We start from the raw sequence: 19,250 nt of genomic DNA, 5'->3' as shown, positions 1-19,250 counted from the left end.
AAGTCCTCCGAGGTGGTGCCGTCCGCCTCGACCGGAAGCGCGCCGCTCGTCCACACCAGATCGCCGAGGACGGTGGCCGCGGAATACGGCGCCGTCGCAGGAGTCGACTCCAGTCGGACCAGTTCTCGCTCGACGAGTCCGTGGGTGCTGGTCATGAAATGAACCTCCAAATGCTGGATCGGGCTTGCCGCCGGTGTGATGCGAACCACTCTAGATTTGATCGAATATCGAAGTCAAGGTTTCTATCGAAGATTTTTGATCAAATATCGCTTGGGTTTATGTGCGCGGAACCTCGGGAAACGAGCCGAGATCGGCTTTCTGAGTGATGTGCGCTCAGCGAGAAGTGCTGGTGAGCAGCGCTCGGAGCGAGCTCTTCGCGGCCGTGTACGACCGCCGCAGGATCCGTTCCGCTTCGGCCCCGTCGTTGACCTCGACAGCGGCGATCAGTTCGGGCTTGTAATGCCAGATGTCGATGTCCCCACGCTGTGCGGCATCACTGACCCAGAGCATCTTGTAGGGGCGGCACCTGTCCCACAAGCCGTGAATGATGTCGCAGAGGATGTCGTTGCCGGTGGCGACGTACAGCGCGTCGAGCAGGAGTTCGTCTCGCCGGAGCGCCTCGGTCACGTCCCCGTCGCGAGCAGCCTCCTGGAGGACGACCCAGTGCTCGCGCATCCGTTCGGCGACAACGGGTTCCGCAGTCAACGCCCCAAGCCGGGCGCTCTCACCCTCGAGCAGGATACGCACGTCGTAGGCGTGCTCGAGCTCGCCGACGTCGAGTCCTCGGACGCGGGCGCCTTTGTAGGGTTCGTGGATGGCGAGTCCGGCCTCGACGAGTCCGCGCACCGCTTCACGCACCGGCATCGCGCTGGTGCCCACCATCTCGGAGAGTTCGCGCACGCCCAGCCGGTGGCCCGGCGGCAGTTGCCCGTTGACGATCCAACCCCGCAGGGTGTCGAAAACCTGATCCGCCAGCGGCGCGGCCACGACGGACCCGGATGGCGACCCCGGGGCAAACGGCGGCAACCGGAGACCACCCGGTCCCGAATTCACCCGCTCGCCCTGCTCAGACACCCCGCGAGCGTACTCCGGCGCCGCGCGGATCCGGCGGGTCGCCCCGTCGATTGCGCGGGACGGCGACGGTCGTTCCCACCCACCGCCGCAGATAGGCACGTAGTTCGTCCTGGCTTCGCGGCGGGTTTCCCGGCGAGATGAAGAACGACTGCATCGTCCGCAGCTGGTATTCGACGAGCTCACGCAGGTCCTGCTCACCGTAGCCGTGCCGGTCCCAGTCGACGTCGAAACGTCTGATCATCGCCATTCCGAAGAAGAGGGCTTCGTCGGACGTGATCCCCTCGGCATGGGAATGGGAACCGGACAGCATGATGCCGAGCTGCGGAATGCGGGGCGCTTCGTGGAGCGTGTAGATCACGGCCTCGACGACGGCGTCGGCCGGATCCTCGATGCCGGCCAGGTGCCGGGTCAGGCGGTCGAGGAACCCGTCGACCGCGGCGATGGCGGCGGCGCGCAGGAGGGAATCGGTGCTGGGAAAGTACCGGTACACCGTCTGGCGGATGACGCCGAGCGATTCCGCGACGTCGGCGATGCTGATCGCCGTGCCTTTCCGGCCGATCAGTTCGACGGCGGCGGCGACGATGCGCCGGGACGCTTCCTCGTCGCTCGCGGGCGGACTGCCGCCCCACCCCCGCCTGCCTGCCACTGCCCGTCCCCTGCCTGTCATACCGACCTGAGCTCAGAGGTTACCGCGGGCACGTCTCGCGTCCGGCCCGCGTTTCGGGGATCTACGAAATCTTGATCATACAGAGGTCGTTCTGTGTGTATGGTGTCGTTACCGAGGCCGCAGCCCACTCATGCCGTACGAGACGAGGTATCGCCCATGTCCGACCTGCACCCCCGAAAGATGGACTTCGCCTTCGACGAACAGGACGTCCCGTTCCTCTGGAACCCGGACAACCCGGCCTGGTCGAGCATGTCCAACGCGATCTCGTTCCTGGCCGTCGGCTTCGAGAAGATGATCGTGAAGGCGATCATGCAGGCCAAGCCGCTGATGTCCGACCCGGAGGTCGCGGACGAGGCCGTGGCGTTCATGCGGCAGGAGGGGCACCACTCGACCGCGCACCGCCAGCACGTCAAGGCCCTGATCAAGCAGTACCCGGGACTGCAGAACACGCTCGACGCGGTGATCGGCGAGTTCGACCTCCTCACCGAGGCGACGAGTCTGAACTACCGACTCGCCTATACGGCAGACCTGGAGGCCACCTTCACGCCCGTGTTCAAGCTGATGCTCGACCACGACGCGACGCTCTTCCGGCCGGGTGACGACCGGGTCGCATCCCTGTTCATCTGGCACTTCGTCGAGGAGGTCGAGCATCGGAGCTCGGCGCTGATCATCTTCAATTCCCTTGTCGGAGAGGAGCTGTATCGGATGAGGATGGCTCCGTCGATCTTCGCCCACGTGATGAAGGTGATGCGGATCGCGAGCGCCGGTTTCAACCAGCACGTCCCGATCCGGGAACGGAAGGTCGACGCGATGTCGATGTTCGCCACACACCGCACCAAGCAGAAATTGCTGACGTCGTTCGCGCCGTACCTGAGCAAAGGGGCCATGCCGCGCGCGTTCGACGGCCTCCCGCTCGGCGAACAGCTCACCGCCCTCGCCGGCATCGTCCGCAGTCAGCTGCCAAAGCACGACCCCACCCACGAGAAGCTGCCGGCGCTCGCCGACGAGTGGTTCCGCCGATACGACGCGGGCTACGACTGCACCCGCTGGTACACCGCGGAGTCGCGCGATCGGCAGGCCGAATCCCTTCCGGCGGTGGCCAACTGATGTCCGATCTGTGCTCACCCACCTTCGACCAGCTCTCGGCGGCGCTCGGCTTCTCGTGCGCCGAGGCCGGCGGACTCGTGGAGGTCCGGAACCCGTTCGCGCTGGAGAACTGGACACTGCCGGTGCTCGAGCTCACCGTCGTCGTCGGGTCGGTGCTCGCGCTCGTGTTCGCGATCCGGCGCTCGCGCCGTGGTGGTGATCCGACCACCCTGGCTCTCTGGTTCGGTGCCACCGCGTACCTGTTCGTCATCGAACCGCCGCTGTACTTTCCGGCCGCCTTCGGGATCGAACAGCACGTGGACACGATGTTCGCGCACAACGTGTTCACGGTCGACTTCCTGTGGGGGCGGCTACCGCTGTACATCATCGCGATCTATCCGCTGATGGCCACGCTGGCATTCGAGATCGTCCGGATGCTCGGTGTCTTCCGGAAGTACGGTGTGATCGTCGGCGCGATCTGCGTGGGCTTCGTGCACCACGCGTTCTACGAGATCTTCGACCAACTCGGGCCGCAGCTGCGATGGTGGGAATGGTCGACCGGCAACCCGATCAATCAGCCCATGTTCGACTCGGTCCCGCTGCCCAGCGTCGTGGTGTTCGCGGCCCTGTGGCCGATGTCGCTGGCCCTGTGCGTCCAGTTCTTCGTCGGTCGCCACGCCGACCGGGGCCGGACCTTCACCGGACTCGAACTGGTGTGGCGCACAATCGTGATCGGCCTCCTCGCCTCGGCGGGCACGTTCGTCCTTCCGCTCCCGGCGACGATCCTCGGAATCGGCAGCACCACGGTTCGCGGAATCGTCTACGCGGTGGAACTGGTCGCCGTCGCCCTCGTGGCGATCCCGATCCTGGCCCGGCAGTGGGCACGGCTGCGCCGTGGAACGTCGGACGTGCCCGCGTACTCGAACGACTTCGTCCGGGTCTACAGCGTCGTGTACCTCGGCGTGCTGGGCGTGCTGTGGGTGACCGCGTTGCCCGACTACCTCGATGCCGTCGGCGGTGTCACGACGAACGGCGATCCCATCGGCAACCTCTGGTACACGATTGCCTGTTTCGCGATCGCAATCCTCTGCGTCACCGCCACTTTCACGGTGCCGCGCGCGAAGACCGCACGCGCTCCAGGCTTTCAGCACGCGAATGGTGTGTCCCACTCGCTGGATCGCAGCTGAACAAGCTAAGCAAGTTATCGCCGGGATGTCGAGCTCCCTCCACGCACGTCATCAATAGAACACGTATCAGATCTACCGCCTGCGACGCCTCCCGCTGTAGCATTCGGGAATGAGTCGAGTAGGTAGCTACAGTGACGATGACGTGGCAGGTTGGCTGTCGATCTCGCCGGAGCTGGGTGGTGCGCTCGGCGGTTTCACGGATGCCGTGTACAACCGGAACCGGTTACCGTTACGGGTTCGGGAAATCGCTCGCATGGCGATCGCCGAGGCCAATGAGTGCGCCGTGTGCCTCGGCACCCGCGACCGCAGTGCCGCCGACGTCGGTATCGACGAGCACTTCTACGAGCACGTCCTCGAGTGGGAGTCGTGGCCCGGATACAGCGCCGAGGAACGAACGGCAGCCGAATTCGCCTACCGGTTCGCCACCGACCACACGACGCTGCGCGACGACGAGGACTTCTGGGCGCGATGCCACGAGCACTTCTCCGACGAAATCCTGACCGACCTGGCGCTGTCCTGCGCTCTGTGGCTGGGAACGGGTCGGGTGCTGCGGGTGCTCGACATCGGCCAGACGTGCAAGCTGACGCTCTGAGGTAGCCCGCCGACAGCGCAGTCAGGTGAGGTTGGTGACGTGTCGCTCGCCGAATCGGGGGGTCACCCCGTCAACCGAGGCGTAGGAAGGGCGCCTGGAAGGTGGACGTCAGATATCGAGGGATGTCCCCGCTGCGCCTCGCGCGGACGTCAGGACCGCTTCGAGGATCGTGTTCTCCGTCTGCTGGAGGTGTTCGGCGCAGGCCCGCGCTGCGCCGTCCTGATCAGCGGCGATGATGGCATCGCACATCTTCTGATGTTCGCGCAGCGACGCGTCGAGTCGGTTCGAACTCGAATGCGAGATGATCCGCAGTCGTGCTCCGTGCGGACGCAGATCGGCAATGACCCTGGCCAAGTGCGCGTTTCGCGTGCGATCGACGACGGTCTGATCGAAGCGCTGGGCGGCGTCGTAGAAGCGTGTCCGCCGATCGTCCGACGGCTGCCCACCTTCCAACACGTTCAATTCGTCGCGGATCGCCTCGAAAGCGTGCCGGGTGGTGGGGTCGTCGGCGGCGTCCCGGGCCACCGATCCGACCGCCTGGCACTCGACGAGGCGGCGCAGCTCGAAGAGGTCGTGGACGCTCTTGATCGATATCGGAGCAACTCGGGCTCCCTGCCGATCGGTCAGTGACAGCAAGCCACTCGCCTCCAGTCGCTGCAAGGCTTGCCGCACGGGGGTGCGCGAGGCATCGAAGCGTTCGCTGAGCATGACCACGCTCAGGTTCTCCCCGGGAACGAGTGCGCCGGAGAGGATGTCGGACCGCACCTCCTCGTAGATGCGGTCACTCTTGCTCGCAGCAGCCATGCATACATGGTAGCGCACTGTTTCGTATGCCATAACGAGTGCGTTATTGCACGTGATCGCGAACCCGCACGTCAGGACGGAATTCCGACCTCGCCTCGCATGAGAATCCGGGCGGTACGGAAGAGCGAAGCACTCTCGGCTACCCACCTCTCGCCGTCCAGGCGGGTCGAGGCGGCGACCGTCACCACCCCGGACGGTTGCCCGACGCGCAGCGGCCGGCCGGTTCCGGCGGCGAAGAGGTCGGCAGCGAGAGTGCCGTCGATGCCGGCGGCCGTCGCAAGGCAGAGTGCACCGGTCACGGTGACGGCGCGATGCCAGCGGCCCATGGAGATGATGCGGATCGAGATGTCGTATTCGACCGCTCCGATCCTGGTGGCGTCCAACGCGGTGAAATCCTGCGCGGGTGCGAGAACAGCGATCTTCGGATTGGCCAGTCCGACGGTAGAACTCGACTCACCCAGGCCCATGGCAACACCGCCGGCGCGGCGGATCCGCTCGAGTCGGTCCATCAGGTCCCGGTCGGCGTCGAGTTCGTCGAGGGTCTCGCAGCCGGTGAGGCCGACGGCCGCCGCCTCGACGAAAACCACCGGGTTCGTCGCGTCGATCAGGGATGCGGTGACGATGCCGACCTCGTCGACGTGCAGCTGATCGCGGACCGCGCCGGTGGGCAGCAGGCCGGAGGTGACCGAGCCGCCGGGGTTGCGGAATTCGAGCTGGATGGGCGCGCCGTGCCCGGAGACCCCAGGAAGGGCGAGGCCGCCCTTGATCACGGCACGGCCGTCCCGCACCTCGAAGGTGGAGGTGATCAACTGACCGGTGTTGGTGGCGTGGATGCGCACCGACACGGTTCCGTCCGGAAGGTCGAGCAAGCCGGTTTCCACGGCGACCGGGCCGACGGCCGAGGCGAGGTTGCCGCAGTTGGCGCCGTAATCGACGACCGGCTGGTCGACCGCGACCTGGGCGAAGGTGTAGTCGATGTCGGCGTCGGGATGTTCGCTGAGACCGATGAAGGCGACCTTCGACAACGAGGACAGGCCGCCGCCCATCCCGTCGAGCTGGCGGCCGTTCGGGTCGGGGCTTCCCAGCGCCGACAGGAACCACGCGTCGCGTTCGGTTCGATTCTCCGGCAGGTCCGCCGCCAGGAAGAACAGCCCCTTGCTGGTGCCGCCGCGGACGAATGTTGCTGGGACATAACGCTGATGCATGTCTGACCTCATCGATGTGTTGGGCATATGGACGCGTTCCTTTCGGCGGCACCCACCTCACGGAAGGCCTCGCCATAGTGTGCCGGGCGATCCGGGGCGTGCGCATCCGAAAGAGCATTCCCAAATGCACTCGACACGGTATACAGTGTTGCACACCACTACGACGGAAGGGCAGTGATGCTCGTCATCCTCGGTTTTTCGATGATCGCCGCGTTCATGTACCTGATCATGACCAAGCGGGTCACGCCGGTCGTCGCCCTGATCATCGTGCCGACCATCTTCGGCATGTTCGCCGGCGCCGGCCTGGGCCTGAGCGACATGATCATGGAGGCGGTCCTCAAACTGGCACCGATCGCGGCGCTGCTGTTCTTCGCGATCACGTTCTTCGGCATCATGATCGACGTCGGATTGTTCGACCCGTTGATCCGGCTCATCCTGCGGTTCGTCAAGAACGACCCGATGCGTCTGGTCGTCGGAACCGCGCTGTTGACCTCGGTGGTGTCCCTCGACGGCGACGGATCGACCACGTTCATCATCGTCACGTCGGCACTGCTGCCGCTGTACCACCGGCTGAAGATGAGCCCGGCGATCCTGACCGCCGTCGCGGCCACCTCCAACGGTGTCCTCAACACCGTCCCCTGGGGTGGATCGACCTCACGCGCGTCCGCGGCGCTCGGGGTGTCCCCGATCGACATCTTCGTGCCGATGATCCCCGCGATCGCGGTGAGCCTGCTGTCGGTGATCGTGATGGCCTACTTCCTCGGCCGCAGCGAACGCAAACGCCTCGGGATGCTCGTTCTCGAATCCGACAAGATCATGGCCGCCGAACAGGTCGGTGCCGGTGCATCCACCGGAAAGCGCCGCGCCAGTGGGCCGTCGGACGACTCGGACTACGAGGGTTCCGATTTCGCCGAACTGCCGATCGACAGCACCGACCATCTCCATCGCCCGAAGGCCCGGCCGAATCTGGTGTGGGTGAACCTTGCGCTGACCCTCGCGGCGATGGCGATGCTGGTCCTCGACCTGATCGAGCCCCCGGTAGCGCTGATGATCGCCACCGCGATCGCCCTGATCGTCAACTTCCCCCGCGTGTCGGAGCAGAGCGATCAGATCAAGGCCCACGCCTCGAGTGTGGTGTCCGTCGTCGCGCTGGTGTTCGCCTCCTCTGTTCTGACCGGCGTGCTGTCGGGCACCGGGATGGTCGAGGCGATGGCGCAGTGGCTGGTGAGCATCATTCCGGATGCCTTCGGCCCGCACCTGGCCGTGGTCTGCGGCGTCCTGAGCCTGCCGCTCACCTTCTTCATGAGCAACGACGCCTTCTTCTTCGGCGTCCTGCCGGTCCTCAACGAGACCGCCTCGCACTACGGAATCACCGCGGAGGAAATGGCCCGCGCCGCCGTCGTCGGGCAACCCCTGCACACCTCCAGCCCCCTGATCGCCGCCACCCTGCTGCTCGTCGGCCTGGCGAAGGTCGAACTCGGAGACCATCAGAAGAAGGCGGCCTGGCGAGCGTGCGTCGCCGGCCTGGTCATGCTCGCGGTCGGCATCGCCACCGCCGCCATCCCCGGCTGACCCAGCCGCCAGAACGCTCGACAAACCCGAAAACACTCTGCGCAGAGAAGGATTCGACTGTGAATGACATCCGCATCAAACCCGCTGACCTGATCGACTTCGCCGGCGCCGTGCTGCGATCGCTGGGGGTCGGGGCCGATGACGCCGCGCTCGTCGCCGACAGCCTCGTGCAAGCCGACCTGTGGGGGCATCAGTCGCACGGAACGCTCCGGCTGCCCTGGTACGCGGCACGTCTGCGCAGCGGGGTGCTGCGGGCCGACGCCACCCCCGAGACGGTGCTCGACGGCGGCGCGGTGCTGGTCCTCGACGGTCACCACGGGCTCGGACAGGTGCTCGCGGACACCGCGCGCCGCGAGGCCGTAGCCCGCGCCCGCGAGTACGGCGTCGGGGTGGTCGGCGTGCGCAATTCCAATCACTTCGGCACCGCGATGTACTACACCCGGCGCGCCGCCCAGGACGGCTGCGTGTCCATCCTGACCACCAACGCAAGCCCCGCGATGGCCCCTTGGGGTGGGAAGAAGAAGGTGCTCGGCGCCAACCCGTGGTCCATCGCCGCACCCGCCCCGACCGACGGCGGCGCCGTTGCCGTCGACCTGTCCAACACCGCCGTCGCCCGCGGCAAGATCTACCTCGCCCGCAACCGCGGCGAAACGATCCCCGACTCCTGGGCACTGGACCCGGACGGCAACCCCACCACCGACCCCACCGCCGCGCTCGAAGGACTCATCCAACCGATCGCCGGCCACAAGGGCTACGCCATCACCTTCATGATGGACATTCTCTCCGGCGCCCTCACCGGCAGCCAGACCGGCACCCGGGTGAACGGCCCCTACCAGGCGGACAAGCACAGCGGGGCAGGACATTTGATGGTCGCAATCAACGCCGAACACCTCGGCCCCTCCGCGGACTACCTGGCCTCGGTCCGGCAGCTGATCGACGAGGTCAAGTCCACCCCCCTCGCCGACGGTGCCGACGAGATCTACTACCCCGGCGAGATCGAAGAACACAACGAGGCCACCAGCCTCGCCGCCGGCGGTGTCCTCCTCCCCGACCTCACCCGGGCCGACCTCGAGAAACTCGCCGCAGAAACCGGCATCCCCATGCCGGTCTGAGGTTCCGCGTCGTGCCACAGTCGACTGGTCGGGTGCCGACGCTCTAGGACGGACCTTCCCTGCTCTCGCAGGTGAAGGGTTCGTCGATCCAGTAGGTGTCGTGCTGGTCGTCGAAGACGATCGGGTACGTCGCGGCGGGGTCGCACAGCCTGTCGATCTGTGACCGGTCGGCGGAACTGATGGTGAACCAGTATTTGTTGGTGTCCGGGGCGATGTTTTCGCACCGGTAGAAGAAGCCCTTCACGCCGTCACCGAAGACGTCGCTGCGGAAGTCGGCGGCGAGTTTCTTGTTGAGGTTGATGTTGTCGCAGTCGGCTTTCATACCCGGGCCGCTCGTCGTCTCCGCCGTGTCGCTCGTGTACCCCTTGGCCGTGTGGGTCCCCGACGCCGTCCACGCCTGCGAAGGCAGGTCGATCTGTTCGGCGACCTCGGCGAGCAGGGGGCTGCCCGGGGGCGCCACGGTCGTACTCTCCGCGGCATCATCGGAGTTCGAGCATCCGGCGACGGCGACCAGCGTCGCCAGCAGGAAGGGTGTGAAGGTGCGTCCGTATCGATCTGCGCGCGAGGATGTCACGAGAAGCTCCGTTCCGGGCCTGTCGAGAGGGCGATACCGTCGACGATGCCACGCCACCGTCCCGCACGACTACGGGTTCGGCGAGAATCCGCGTCTCCGAGCCCACAGCCGGTGATGCGAAGTCACGCAACTCACACCGGCGAGAATTGAACATTCAACTTTCTCTGTGGGAAAATTCTACGATGCCCAGGTAGTGGGGTCATGTCGGCGTTCGCCGGGAATTGTTGTTTCAGAACTATTTCGGGTCTCCCGAATACCGGAAGGGGTCGGCCATGTCCACCGACGAAGAAAGCCGTCAGGTCGAGCAGGTCGTCGACAGACTCGCCGCGAACCACACGGACCTCCCGCACCGGACGGTCGAGCAGATCGTGCACGAGGTGCACACGGAATTCGCCGCGGGAACGGTGCGCGACTTCGTGCCGCTGCTGGTCGAACGGGCCGCCAAGCGGAAGATCGCAGCCCTCGCCGGTTCCTGACCAGGAGTCATTCCCATTCGCGCTGCGGCAGGACGTCCTCCATCAGCCTGCGCAGTGCGGGGTTCCGATTGTCCGAGCGCCAGGCGGCATTCATCTGCACCGGCCGGTCGCGGACGGCGGAGACGGGCCGGAACACGACCCCCTCCGGGTGCATCGTCTGCGCGGATTCGGGGACGAGGGCCATGCCCAGCCCGGAACGGACGAGCACCAGCATGGTGTGCACCTGCGTGACGTACTGGACGTACCGCGGGGACGCCCCGACGATCGTGAACGTGCTGATGAGCAGTTCGTGGAAGTAGCGCGCGTCGACGGGTGAATACATGACGACGGGTTGGTCGTCGAAATCCTCCACCGCCAATTCCTCCGCATCCGCCAGCGGATGACCGGCCGGCAGTGCGGCGATGAGACGTTCGTGATGGATCGGCCGTGTGTCGATGCCGGGCCGGGTGAGGATCGGACGGATCAGCCCGAGATCGAGTTCACCACTGATCAGCGATTCGATCTGCACGGACGTGACCATCTCTCGCAGAACGATCTTCACGTCGGGCAGCCGCTCGCGCGCGGCACCGAGCAACCGCGGCAACACCGCGTGCGCCGAGGCGCCGGTGAATCCGACGACGACGGTGCCGAGATCACCGGCGGGCACTCGTCGCACGGTGAGGGCGGCGCTCTCCGACAGGCTCAGGATCCGCCGGGCATCGGGCAGGAACGCCGCACCGGCGGCGGTGAGGGTGACGGAGCGGCTGGTGCGGTCGATCAACTGCACGCCGAGTTCGCTTTCGAGCTGCTGGATCTGACGGCTCAGCGGCGGCTGCGTCATGTGCAGGCGCTCCGCGGCGCGACCGAAATGCAACTCCTCCGCTACGGCGATGAAGCACGACAGCCGTGCGAGGGAGAACATCGATCCACTCCTTTGCCTCGAGGTGGGCCCGAGCCCGAGGACTCAATGTAGCTCACCGGGAAGACGCCGACCGAGTGTCGGCCGGCGTCTTCCGTCGAGACCCCTACCAGCGGGGGCAGGTGTTCTCGAACGTCGGGTCGACCGACTTCATGTACCCCGTGTCGTCGCGGTCGCGAACTCCGCAGTCGAGGTACTGCTGGTGCAGGGCGGCGAGGGCGTCCTCGTCGATCTCCACGCCGAGCCCCGGAGTGGTCGGCACCGCGACCGCACCGTCGACGATCTTCAGCACGCCGGGCTTCACGACGTCCTCGGTCTTCCACGGCCAGTGCGTGTCACACGCGTACGTGAGGTTCGGGGTGGCGCCGGCCAGGTGCACCATCGCGGCCAGGCTGATGCCCAGATGCGAGTTGGAGTGCATCGACAGGCCCAGGCCGAAGTTGTCGCAGATGCCGGCGAGGAGCCGCGACCGCTGCAGTCCGCCCCAGTAGTGATGATCCGACAGCACGACCTGCACGGAATCCTTCACCACGGCGGGCTTGAGCTGATCGAACGCGACGACGCACATGTTGGTGGCGAGCGGCATCTTCGCCTCCCGGGCCACCTCGGACATGCCGTCGAGGCCGGGGGTCGGGTCTTCGAGGTATTCGACGATGCCGTCGAGTTCCGACGCCACCCGGATCGAGGTGTCCACGGTCCACGCGGCGTTGGGGTCGAGGCGCAACGGCAGGTCGGGGAACGCGGCACGCAGCGCCTTGATTCCGGCGATCTCCTCGTCGGGTGGGAACACCCCACCCTTCACCTTGATGGCCTCGAAGCCGTACTCGCCGATCATCTTCTGCGCCTGACGGACCAGACCGTCGGGGTCGATCGCCTCGCCCCACTCGTCCTGCTCGGCGCCGGGATGTCCGGCCCACTTGTAGAACAGGTAGGCGCTGAACGGGACGGCGTCTCGTACCTTGCCGCCGAGCAGATCGGACACCGGCCTGCCGAGGGCCTTGCCCTGCACGTCGAGGCACGCCACCTCGAACGGGGAGAACACGCGGTCGGTGGTGCTGGCCGTGGTGATCATGCCCGCGACGCCGTCGCCGCCCGTCACCGTCAGGGTGGCGACCTTCTCGTCGATCGCGGCCCGGATCGCGTTGAGCGCGAACACGTCCAATCCGACGATCGCCTCGGCCGCCGCCTCGAGCCGGGCGAGGTGGGCGGTGTCGGCGTAGGTTTCACCGAGCCCGACGAGACCGCCGTCGGTGTCCAGCTGGATGATGGCGCGCAGCGCGTAGGGCTGGTGGACGCCGACGGTGTTGAGCAGCGGCGGATCGACGAACGCGACGGGCGTGATCCGCGCGCCGGTGATCCGGATGGGCGCGGCCGACATCAGACCGCCGCCTGCACGGCGAGGGAGTCGGCGAGAACGGCGCGACCCGCGGCCGTGATCTGCGCCAGCTCCTGCCGGTGGATGTCACTGGTCGCGACGAGCGGAGGACGCACCGGCCCGGCGTCGATGCCTTCCATCGCGACACCCGACTTGATCAGCGACACCGCGTATCCGGGCACCTGGTCACGCAGGCGCACGAGGGGGTGGAAGAAGTCGCGGAGCAGGGCGTCGGTGAGTTCCTCGTTGCCCGATTCGAGCGCCTCGTAGAAGCCGAGAGCGAGTTCGGGGGCGAACGCGAACGTGGCGGACGAGTACAGCGTCACACCGATCGCGCGGTACGCCTGCTGCGTGACCTCGGCGGTGGGCATGCCGTTGAAGAACAGGAACGGCTTGCCGGACGGCGCGAGTGCGTCCTTGACGGCACGCACGATGCGCCCGACCTTGTCGAGATCACCGGTGCCGTCCTTGAACCCGACGACGGTCGGGAACTGCGCGACCTCCACGGCCGACGCCTCGTCGAACCGGGCGTTGCCGCGGTTGTAGACGACGAGCGGAAGGTCGGTGGTCTCGGCGACGCTGCGGGTGTATTCGACGAGACCGGCCTGCGGCATCGTCACCAGGTACGGCGGGAGCAGCAGGATACCGTTGGCGCCGTTGGCCTTCGCGCTGGTGGCGAATTCCTTGGCCTGCTGCACCGAACCGCCGGCGCCGGCGAACACGGGGACCCGACCGGCGACGACCTCGACGGCCGTGGCGACGATCCGGCCGAACTCCTCGAGCCCGAGGGCGTGGAATTCGCCGGTGCCGCAGGCGATGAAGACACCACCGGGGCCGGCGTCGACGCCCTTGGCGACGTGCTCGGCGAGCCGGTCGTAGTCGACGTCGCCGGATGCGGTGAACGGGGTGACGGGGAAGAACAGGACGCCGTCGAGCATGGGAAACTCCTTCACGAGGGGAAAATCAGGCTTGGGTGAGTCGGCCGTCGATGCGACGCCACAACTGGTCGGGATTGCCGTCGGCGATGGCGGCGGGGAGCAGTGAACTCGGAACATCCTGGTACGCAACGGGACGCAGGAAGCGTTCGATCGCGAGCGACCCCACGGACGTGGTGCGGGAATCGGAGGTCGCCGGGTGCGGACCGCCGTGCACCATCGCGTGACCGACCTCGACCCCGGTGGGCCAGCCGTTGAACAGGATTCGCCCGGCCTTGAGTTCGAGGACGGGCAGCAGTCGCCCGGCCTCGTCGAGATCCGCGTCGTCGACGTGGACGGTGGCGGTCAGCTGGCCTTCCAGCTTGGCGGCGACGGCACGCACCTGCTCGGCGTCGCGGCAGCGGACGATCAGGCTCGACGAACCGAACACCTCCTGCTGCAACACCTCCGACCCCAGAAACGTGTCGGCGTCGGTGCTGAACAGTGCGGCCCTTGCGGTGTTGGGCGCGTCGGATTCGGTGCCGCGGGCCTCCACGGTCGCGGCTCCGGTGAGGGCGGCGACGCCGTCCGCGTAGCAGCCGGCGATGTTCGGGGTGAGCATCGGTGTCGGCGTGCTCTCGGCGACGGCGGCGCTCGCGGAGTCGACGAACGAGGCGAGCCCGGGACCGTCGACCGCGATGACGAGACCCGGGTTGGTGCAGAACTGTCCCGATCCGAGCGTCAGAGAACCGACGAAGGCACGACCGAGTTCGGCGCCCCGCGTGGCGAGCGCGTTCTCCAGAACGAACACCGGGTTGATGGAACTCATCTCGGCGTACACCGGGATCGGTTCCGGGCGGCCCGCGGCGGCGGCAACCAGAGCGGTTCCGCCGGAACGGGATCCGGTGAAGCCGACGGCCTTGATCCGCGGGTCGGTGACCAGCGTGGTGCCGAGTCCGCGTCCCGAGCCGAACAGCAGCGAGAACGTCCCCGCCGGCATGCCGGTGCTCGCGACGGCGTCGGCGATCGCGCGGCCGACGAGCTCGGACGTGCCGGGGTGCGCGTCGTGAGCCTTCACGACGACTGGGCAGCCCGCCGCCAGCGCGGACGCGGTGTCGCCGCCGGCAACGGAGAACGCGAGGGGGAAGTTGCTGGCACCGAACACGGCGACCGGGCCGAGGGGGACCTTCCGCTGACGGATGTCGGCACGCGGCAGCGGAGTCCGATCGGGCAGCGCGGGATCGATGCGGGCGCCGTTCCAGCCGCCGTCGCGCAGGACGCCGGCGAACAGTCGCAGCTGTCCGGACGTGCGGCCCACCTCACCGGCGATGCGGCCCTGGGGAAGTCCGGATTCGGCACATGCCCTGGTGACGAGCGTCTCGCCGAGGGCCTCGATGTTGTCGGCGATCGCCTCGAGGAACCGGGCGCGCTCCTCGGACGTGGTGGCACGGAACGGTGCGAACGCCTCGTCCGCGGCGGTGCAGGCGGCGTCGACGTCCCGGTCGTCACCGTGTGCGAAACCGGGTTCCAGCTGTGCGCCGGTGGTGGGGTCGATGCCGTGGATCGTTGCGCCGGAACCCTGGACGGGCTTACCTGCGATGATCATCTGCCCGGTCACGTCGGTCCGGTTCACCGTTGCTGTCATGATGCGATCCTCGAATTCTCGTCTACGTTTCGTATGGTCCGGTGAGAGGTCATTTGGCCGGCACGGTGGACTCGTCGGGAGCCACCTCGGTCAGGTCCGCGACCTCGTCGATGTCTTCCTTGTCGCGGCGGAAGTACGCCACCGCCGCGGCGGCGGCCAGGGCGAACAGCGACAGCACGACCAGACCCATCGTCACCGTCCCGGTCTGCTCCTTGATCACACCGAAGCCGAACGGGGCCACGAAGCCGCCCAGGTTGCCCAGCGAGTTGATGATCGCGATCGCCGGCGCCAGCACCAGCGGGTGCAGGGTGCGCTGCGGAATCGACCAGAAGAGCGGGCTCGCGCTCTTGAAGCCCATCGTCGCGACGCACAGCAGCGGCAGCGCGAGCCAGGGCGTGACGAACGCGGCGGCCATCGTGCCCACACCACCGATGAGGAGTGCCGCCACCAGGTAGGGCTTGTGCCGCCCGGTGCGGTCGGCGGACCGGTTGGAGAAGTACATCGCGAAGATCGCGCAGATCCATGGCAGCGACGACAGCAGGCCGACGGTGATGTCGGTGGTGCCCGGGATGCGACGGATGATCGACGGGAGCCAGAACGTGTTGGCGTAGATCGCCATGGTGATGGCGAAGAAGATCGCGCAGCACACCAGGATGCGCGGCTGCAGTAGCAACTTCCAGCGGGAGCCGGTCTCTCCGCGCTTGGCGGAGGCCTCGCTGCGGAGCACGTCCTCCTCGGCGATCACGGCCTGCAGGTCGTGCTTCTCTTCGGACGTCAGCCACTTGGCGTCGTCGACCTTCGAGTCGAGCAGCCGGTAGGCGACGAGCCCGACGACGACGGACAGCAGGCCCTCGAGGCCGAACATCCACTGCCAGCCGTGGTGTCCGCCGAGACCGTCCAGCGACAGCAGCGGACCGGACATCGGCCCGGAGATCGCGGCGGCGATCGAGGAGCCGGCGATGAAGAGTGCGGTGGCGCGGCTGCGGTGATTGTTCGGCAGCCAGCGGGTGAAGTAGAAGATGATCGCGGGGAAGAAGCCGGCCTCGGCGACACCGAGGAGGAAGCGCAGCGCGTAGAACATCTCCGGGCCGTTGACGAATGCCATGGCCGCGGACACGAGGCCCCACGAGATCATGATTCGCGTCAGCCACACCTTGGCGCCGAACTTCTCCATGAGCACGTTCGACGGCAGTTCGAAGATGGCGTACGCGATGAAGAACAGGCCTGCTCCGAACCCGTAGGCCGCGGCGCCGATGCCCACATCCGCCTCGAGATGAGTCTGGGCGTATCCGATGTTCGATCGGTTCAGCTGGTTGCAGATCAACATCACGATGAACAACGGCACGACACGGCGGAAGATCTTGGCGACCGCGCTGTCGACTGCCGGGGACACGGCGAGGGGGAGGGTCATCGGTGACTCCTCTCTCTGGGTTCGGATGGCTGAGAACGTTGGGGGACTCGGATCACGCCCCTGTTCGGAAGCGTGACCTGAGTCATAGGAAGTACGCTAGGGCGGCGTTCGATACATGTCCAAGTCAAAGTTTCGCGTGATCGATGCCGAAACGGCATCGACCGCGTTCCTGCTAGTTTCCCTACCGTGAGCGCCGACGCAGTCACCTTCGAATTCGTCCGCACCAGCCGCGAGCACTTCCCTCAACTGCAACGATGGCTCCGCCAACCGCACGTGGCGAGATTCTGGAACCACGACACCGCGGACGCGGACATCGAACGCGACTTCGGCGGCAGCATCGACGGCACCGAAGCCAGCGAGGACTTCCTCGTCCTCCGGAGTGGCGTGCCGTTCGGATTCATCCAGCGCTACCGGATCGCCGACTATGCCGAGGACCTCGCGCTCCTCACCGCCCTCGTCGAGATCCCGCCGGGAAGCATCTCCATCGACTACTTCGTCGGGGATCAGGAGCACACCGGTCACGGTCTGGGTACCGCGATGATCCGCGCCTTCGTCGACCGGTGCCGCACGGACCTCCCCGACGCCACCGCGATCGTCGTCCCCGTGGTCGTCCCCAACCGGGCGTCGTGGCGCGCCCTCGAGAAAGCCGGCTTCCGCCGCGTCGGCGAGGGGTACCTGCCGCCGGACAATCCGATCGACGACGGAGCGCATTACATCAGCAGGCTCGACCTGCTTCAATGAGAAGGTGTGCAGATGGATGGCATACTCCGGCGATCCGATCCTCATCGAGGACCTGCTGTTCCGGCCTGTCCATTCCCTGATCGACCAGAGCCTGCACTCCCGGATGGGTGCGACCACCACCAACGGTGACGGCTTCGGCATCGGCTGGTACGGCAACGGCCCCACCCCGGCCGTGTTCAAGTGCATCGAACCCGCGTGGAACGAACGCAATCTCCAGGAAATCTCCCGGCAGATCCGGACGCCGCTGATGTTCGCGCACGTGCGTGCGTCGACGGGAACTCCCGTGCAGCGCAGCAACTGTCACCCCTTCCGGCACAGCAACTGGCTGTGGATGCACAACGGTGCGCTGCGGGGATTCCCCGAAGTCAAACGCGACCTCGCGATGGCCGTCGATCCGAGCCTCTACCCCGACCTCGAGGGTTCCACGGACTCCGAGACCCTCTTCTTCCTCGCCCTCACGTTCGGTCTCACCGACGACCCGCTCACCGCGGTGGCACGGGCCGTCGGGTACGTCGAGGACGTCGGCGCGCGCCACGGTGTCGAGAACCCGGTGCAGGCGACGATCGCGACCACGGACGGAGTCTCCGTCTGGATCTTCCGGTACTCGACCGAGCAGCAGACGCGGTCGCTGTTCTTCTCCACCGCCATCGAGAAGGTCCGAGCCCTCCACCCCGAGGTGGAGGTGCTGCACCGACTCGGCGACGAAACCCGCTTCGTGGTGTCCGAACCGCTCCGCGACCTCGAAGGCGCCTGGCAGGAGGTGCCCGAGTCGCACGCCGGAATCATCCGCCCGGGCGACGACGAGATACGGCCGTTTCAGCCGGTGTCACCGACCCGCTGAGCCCGCCACCGGCTCGGGCTGCACCCGAACCGGCCGCTGAACCAGCGCGAGAAGTTGCTCGGCGCCGAGAACGACAACATGTCCGCGATCTCGGTGAGACTCAGCCGCGGATTCGCGACCATCCGTTCGGCGAGTTCGACGCGGGTGGCGTCCAGGACCGTCGAGAACGACTCCCCGCTCTCGGCGAGCCGGCGATGCACGGTTCGCCGGTCGACCCCTAGGCTGCGAGCCACCTGCTCGACGGAACAGCGTCCGGTCGGGAGCAGTAGTTCGATCAACTCGCGGACACGGCTCACGATCGTGACGTCGTCCGACGGTTCCCAGGAGTCGAGGAGTTGCTGCGTGTAGGGGCGCAGCAGGGGGTCGGACATCTTGTTCGGCGCGTTCAGGTCGCCGGACTCGATGACGACGCCCGCGAACTCGTGGTCGAAGTTCAGCGCCGGGCCGAACAACCGCCGATGCGTCGCGGCATCCGACGGGGCGCTGTGCGGGAAGCACACCGCGAGGGGTTTCCATCCGCCGCCGAGGAACCCGCGCAGCAGGCGGTGCAGCACCCCGACCGCGAGTTCGATCGACTGCCGCGTCTCGACCGCCTCCCCCACGTCGAGGTCGACGCGGAGGGTCACGAGGCCGTTCGACTCGGACATCCGCGTCCGCAGCGCCTCGTTGTAGGTGTGCTCGTACCGGGTGAGGACGCGCAGGGCGCTCCGGACGTCGGGTTCCTCGCGGACGACGAGGCTGAGTGGCCCGAGGTTGGAGAACTGCCTGCGTTCGGCCAGCCGGGCGCCGAAATCCGCATACCCGGACGCCGCGGCGGTCCGGTCGAGGAGGCGGGCGATCGACGCGGCCGGGATCCAGCGGTCCTGGACGCCGAGCCCGATCGGGTCGAGGCCGACGGCCCTCATCAACGGCACCGGGTCGACGTCGAGCGACCGGCACAGCTCGACGTATCCGTTCAGCGACGCGTAACGCGCAAGGGGTTTCATGCCACCTCCTCCGTCTGTCCCGAAATGATAGGTCATGTGTCCCGTCAGGATAAGCGATCGCCTCGTCGCCACCCTACTGTTAGGTGCATC

The 19,250-nt window shown here is 66.9% G+C and carries 19 protein-coding genes; 8 read left to right on the top strand and 11 right to left on the bottom strand.

All coding sequences use genetic code 11. The features are described 5' to 3' along the window. Window positions 1-333: 333 nt before the first annotated feature. Together ACFTWF_RS43475 and ACFTWF_RS43470 are read right to left on the bottom strand one after the other, a co-directional pair. Entirely contained in the window at window positions 334-1,074 is a 741-nt protein-coding gene (locus ACFTWF_RS43475; RefSeq protein ID WP_378467244.1) for a GntR family transcriptional regulator, read from the bottom strand. Continuing rightward, entirely contained in the window at window positions 1,067-1,720 is a 654-nt protein-coding gene (locus ACFTWF_RS43470; RefSeq protein ID WP_378467243.1) for a TetR/AcrR family transcriptional regulator, read from the bottom strand. The genes ACFTWF_RS43475 and ACFTWF_RS43470 overlap by 8 nt, the downstream gene beginning before the upstream one ends. Window positions 1,721-1,897: 177 nt before the next feature. On the opposite strand from ACFTWF_RS43470, the gene ACFTWF_RS43465 reads away from it, so the two are divergent. The 3 genes from ACFTWF_RS43465 (at window position 1,898) to ACFTWF_RS43455 (ending at window position 4,606) form a co-directional block, all read left to right on the top strand. Continuing rightward, the gene (locus ACFTWF_RS43465) at window positions 1,898-2,848 is read left to right on the top strand and encodes a metal-dependent hydrolase (RefSeq protein WP_378467242.1); all 951 of its coding nucleotides are present in this window, start codon (window positions 1,898-1,900) and stop codon (window positions 2,846-2,848) included. Continuing rightward, complete coding sequence (locus ACFTWF_RS43460) at window positions 2,848-4,014, top strand: hypothetical protein (protein ID WP_378467241.1); 1,167 nt, start codon at window positions 2,848-2,850, stop codon at window positions 4,012-4,014. The genes ACFTWF_RS43465 and ACFTWF_RS43460 overlap by 1 nt, the downstream gene beginning before the upstream one ends. A gap of 109 nt (window positions 4,015-4,123) precedes the next feature. Continuing rightward, window positions 4,124-4,606, top strand: a complete 483-nt coding sequence (locus ACFTWF_RS43455; protein ID WP_378467240.1) for a carboxymuconolactone decarboxylase family protein — start codon at window positions 4,124-4,126, stop codon at window positions 4,604-4,606. A 108-nt stretch (window positions 4,607-4,714) separates the two neighbouring features. Here the strand turns inward: ACFTWF_RS43455 and ACFTWF_RS43450 are convergent, their stop codons facing one another. Both ACFTWF_RS43450 and ACFTWF_RS43445 read right to left on the bottom strand, forming a co-directional pair. After that, the gene (locus ACFTWF_RS43450; RefSeq protein WP_378467239.1) at window positions 4,715-5,410 is read right to left on the bottom strand and encodes a GntR family transcriptional regulator; all 696 of its coding nucleotides are present in this window, start codon (window positions 5,408-5,410) and stop codon (window positions 4,715-4,717) included. Between the two features lie 71 nt (window positions 5,411-5,481). Beyond that, the gene (locus ACFTWF_RS43445; protein ID WP_378467238.1) at window positions 5,482-6,615 is read right to left on the bottom strand and encodes a 2-methylaconitate cis-trans isomerase PrpF family protein; all 1,134 of its coding nucleotides are present in this window, start codon (window positions 6,613-6,615) and stop codon (window positions 5,482-5,484) included. A gap of 177 nt (window positions 6,616-6,792) precedes the next feature. Between ACFTWF_RS43445 and ACFTWF_RS43440 the strand changes: the two genes are divergently transcribed. Together ACFTWF_RS43440 and ACFTWF_RS43435 are read left to right on the top strand one after the other, a co-directional pair. Beyond that, entirely contained in the window at window positions 6,793-8,187 is a 1,395-nt protein-coding gene (locus ACFTWF_RS43440; RefSeq protein ID WP_378467245.1) for a CitMHS family transporter, read from the top strand. Between the two features lie 59 nt (window positions 8,188-8,246). Next, on the top strand, window positions 8,247-9,299 hold the full coding sequence (locus ACFTWF_RS43435; RefSeq protein WP_378467237.1) for an Ldh family oxidoreductase: 1,053 nt from the start codon (window positions 8,247-8,249) through the stop codon (window positions 9,297-9,299). Window positions 9,300-9,342: 43 nt separating this feature from the next. Here the strand turns inward: ACFTWF_RS43435 and ACFTWF_RS43430 are convergent, their stop codons facing one another. Continuing rightward, window positions 9,343-9,873, bottom strand: a complete 531-nt coding sequence (locus ACFTWF_RS43430) for a hypothetical protein (protein ID WP_378467236.1) — start codon at window positions 9,871-9,873, stop codon at window positions 9,343-9,345. Between the two features lie 272 nt (window positions 9,874-10,145). Between ACFTWF_RS43430 and ACFTWF_RS43425 the strand changes: the two genes are divergently transcribed. Beyond that, entirely contained in the window at window positions 10,146-10,349 is a 204-nt protein-coding gene (locus tag ACFTWF_RS43425; RefSeq protein WP_378467235.1) for a three-helix bundle dimerization domain-containing protein, read from the top strand. Window positions 10,350-10,356: 7 nt separating this feature from the next. On the opposite strand, the gene ACFTWF_RS43420 is transcribed toward ACFTWF_RS43425, so the two are convergent. The 5 genes from ACFTWF_RS43420 to ACFTWF_RS43400 all read right to left on the bottom strand — a co-directional run bounded on the left by ACFTWF_RS43420 (window position 10,357) and on the right by ACFTWF_RS43400 (window position 16,592). Further along, a complete protein-coding gene (locus ACFTWF_RS43420) occupies window positions 10,357-11,250 on the bottom strand; it encodes a LysR substrate-binding domain-containing protein (RefSeq protein ID WP_378467234.1) in 894 nt (297 codons plus the stop codon). A gap of 103 nt (window positions 11,251-11,353) precedes the next feature. Further along, the gene (locus tag ACFTWF_RS43415) at window positions 11,354-12,625 is read right to left on the bottom strand and encodes a glucarate dehydratase family protein (protein ID WP_378467233.1); all 1,272 of its coding nucleotides are present in this window, start codon (window positions 12,623-12,625) and stop codon (window positions 11,354-11,356) included. Beyond that, window positions 12,625-13,560 (bottom strand): 5-dehydro-4-deoxyglucarate dehydratase, encoded by a 936-nt coding sequence (locus ACFTWF_RS43410; protein ID WP_378467232.1) that lies wholly within the window; start codon window positions 13,558-13,560, stop codon window positions 12,625-12,627. The genes ACFTWF_RS43415 and ACFTWF_RS43410 overlap by 1 nt, the downstream gene beginning before the upstream one ends. 25 nt (window positions 13,561-13,585) lie before the next feature. After that, window positions 13,586-15,181 (bottom strand): aldehyde dehydrogenase (NADP(+)), encoded by a 1,596-nt coding sequence (locus ACFTWF_RS43405; RefSeq protein ID WP_378467231.1) that lies wholly within the window; start codon window positions 15,179-15,181, stop codon window positions 13,586-13,588. A 49-nt stretch (window positions 15,182-15,230) separates the two neighbouring features. Then, window positions 15,231-16,592: an MFS transporter gene (locus ACFTWF_RS43400; RefSeq protein ID WP_378467230.1), complete on the bottom strand. Its 1,362-nt coding sequence runs from the start codon at window positions 16,590-16,592 to the stop codon at window positions 15,231-15,233. Between the two features lie 186 nt (window positions 16,593-16,778). On the opposite strand from ACFTWF_RS43400, the gene ACFTWF_RS43395 reads away from it, so the two are divergent. Both ACFTWF_RS43395 and ACFTWF_RS43390 read left to right on the top strand, forming a co-directional pair. Further along, window positions 16,779-17,333 carry a GNAT family N-acetyltransferase gene (locus ACFTWF_RS43395; protein ID WP_378467229.1) on the top strand — a complete coding sequence of 185 codons (555 nt, stop codon included), beginning with the start codon at window positions 16,779-16,781 and terminating at the stop codon, window positions 17,331-17,333. A gap of 16 nt (window positions 17,334-17,349) precedes the next feature. Then, window positions 17,350-18,174, top strand: a complete 825-nt coding sequence (locus ACFTWF_RS43390; protein WP_378467228.1) for a class II glutamine amidotransferase — start codon at window positions 17,350-17,352, stop codon at window positions 18,172-18,174. On the opposite strand, the gene ACFTWF_RS43385 is transcribed toward ACFTWF_RS43390, so the two are convergent. Continuing rightward, window positions 18,150-19,160, bottom strand: coding sequence for an AraC family transcriptional regulator (locus tag ACFTWF_RS43385; RefSeq protein WP_378467227.1), 1,011 nt, complete (start codon window positions 19,158-19,160; stop codon window positions 18,150-18,152). The two genes, ACFTWF_RS43390 and ACFTWF_RS43385, sit on opposite strands and share 25 nt — an antisense overlap. Window positions 19,161-19,250 lie beyond the last annotated feature (90 nt).

The organism is Rhodococcus sp. NPDC056960, from assembly GCF_042674125.1.
Lineage (GTDB): Bacteria > Actinomycetota > Actinomycetes > Mycobacteriales > Mycobacteriaceae > Rhodococcus_F.
The sequence above is the reverse complement of the archived record's forward strand: the minus strand, read 5'-3'. Positions and strand labels throughout refer to the sequence as shown.

Coding starts and splice junctions, on each gene's coding strand:
- ACFTWF_RS43420 (WP_378467234.1), bottom strand. CDS start 11,250: ATGTTCTCCCTCGCACGGCTGTCGTGCTTCATCGCCGTAGCGGAGGAG.
- ACFTWF_RS43410 (WP_378467232.1), bottom strand. CDS start 13,560: ATGCTCGACGGCGTCCTGTTCTTCCCCGTCACCCCGTTCACCGCATCC.
- ACFTWF_RS43445 (WP_378467238.1), bottom strand. CDS start 6,615: ATGCATCAGCGTTATGTCCCAGCAACATTCGTCCGCGGCGGCACCAGC.
- ACFTWF_RS43400 (WP_378467230.1), bottom strand. CDS start 16,592: ATGACCCTCCCCCTCGCCGTGTCCCCGGCAGTCGACAGCGCGGTCGCC.
- ACFTWF_RS43425 (WP_378467235.1), top strand. CDS start 10,146: ATGTCCACCGACGAAGAAAGCCGTCAGGTCGAGCAGGTCGTCGACAGA.
- ACFTWF_RS43390 (WP_378467228.1), top strand. CDS start 17,350: ATGGCATACTCCGGCGATCCGATCCTCATCGAGGACCTGCTGTTCCGG.
- ACFTWF_RS43405 (WP_378467231.1), bottom strand. CDS start 15,181: ATGACAGCAACGGTGAACCGGACCGACGTGACCGGGCAGATGATCATC.
- ACFTWF_RS43465 (WP_378467242.1), top strand. CDS start 1,898: ATGTCCGACCTGCACCCCCGAAAGATGGACTTCGCCTTCGACGAACAG.
- ACFTWF_RS43385 (WP_378467227.1), bottom strand. CDS start 19,160: ATGAAACCCCTTGCGCGTTACGCGTCGCTGAACGGATACGTCGAGCTG.
- ACFTWF_RS43440 (WP_378467245.1), top strand. CDS start 6,793: ATGCTCGTCATCCTCGGTTTTTCGATGATCGCCGCGTTCATGTACCTG.
- ACFTWF_RS43460 (WP_378467241.1), top strand. CDS start 2,848: ATGTCCGATCTGTGCTCACCCACCTTCGACCAGCTCTCGGCGGCGCTC.
- ACFTWF_RS43455 (WP_378467240.1), top strand. CDS start 4,124: ATGAGTCGAGTAGGTAGCTACAGTGACGATGACGTGGCAGGTTGGCTG.
- ACFTWF_RS43415 (WP_378467233.1), bottom strand. CDS start 12,625: ATGTCGGCCGCGCCCATCCGGATCACCGGCGCGCGGATCACGCCCGTC.
- ACFTWF_RS43450 (WP_378467239.1), bottom strand. CDS start 5,410: ATGGCTGCTGCGAGCAAGAGTGACCGCATCTACGAGGAGGTGCGGTCC.